The 983-nt window shown below is 46.6% G+C and carries 2 protein-coding genes; both read left to right on the forward strand.

Going from position 1 to position 983, the window contains the following annotated elements:
* A partial coding sequence (locus P1S59_14505; GenBank protein ID MDF1527436.1) for an ATP-binding protein occupies positions 1-346 on the forward strand: 346 nt, incomplete at its 5' end.
* Positions 347-499: 153 nt separating this feature from the next.
* A complete protein-coding gene (locus P1S59_14510) occupies positions 500-712 on the forward strand; it encodes a hypothetical protein (protein ID MDF1527437.1) in 213 nt (70 codons plus the stop codon).
* Positions 713-983: the final 271 nt, after the last annotated feature.

Raw genomic sequence — 983 nt, forward strand, 5'->3', positions numbered from 1 at the left:
CATGATCGACCATGATCTTTTCGTACAAGTGCTGGACGAGCTTTTCAGAAACGCTTTGTACTATGTGGATCAGGGCGGTTCTGTAAAGGTTGCCCTGCTGCAGGAGGAACAGTACGTTCAACTCCGTATCAGTAATACGGGAAGCAAGGTCAGCACCGAGGAGTCTGGCCGCATTTTCGACAGGTTCTGGAGAGGAAGTCACGCCAGACACGACACCGGGATGCGGTTCGGATTGGGTCTTCCCATTGTAGAAAAAATCGTTGTTAAGATGGGCATGGGAATGGAAGTAGAGACGGAGATGGACGGTGAGTTCGTGGTAATCTTAACCATGCCTTCCCAGGCATGATTCAATCTCAAATCTCAGATCTCAGATCTCAGATCTCAAAGTATATCCGTGAACTATGAACAACACCTTAAATAGAGTGTGGAAAATTTGTTAAATATCAGTGATATGTATAGATATGTTGAAGTATAAAATTAGCAAGAATTGGAGGTTCCCATGCCTAAAACCCCCAAGGAAGGGATCAAGGCCAACGCACCCATGCAGTATTATTGTGTAGAGTGTGGCCACAAAATAGAGGGTGAGCCTTACGAGATGAGCCTTGCCGCCTATGAGGATTCCGTTGATCCGGTGTATTTTTGTTCCAAGGAGTGCTGGGACAACTCTGAAGAGTTCAATACTGATAATTGGCCAGAGCCAGCGGGTGGTTGAATTCCTCGGAGTCCAGAGCCCAAAGTCCAAAGGAAGTCCTTGAACCTGAAACTTGAAACCTGAGCGAAGCGAGCACCTGAAATCCCTGCCATAGTCTGGCTCTGGTGCCTGGGATTTGGGGTTGAAGATCACTAACCAACGATTTCTCCCGTTCATTGTCACTAAGCCTCTCATGCCAAAGGCGTGATCACACCGTTCCTGAGATAACCTTTTCCCTTTCATTCAAAGGAATCAGACAGCATATTGAAATATCCTTCGGTATGCTACATTG

It is taken from the genome of bacterium (assembly GCA_029210965.1).
In the GTDB taxonomy this organism is placed as follows: domain Bacteria; phylum BMS3Abin14; class BMS3Abin14; order BMS3Abin14; family BMS3Abin14; genus JALHUC01.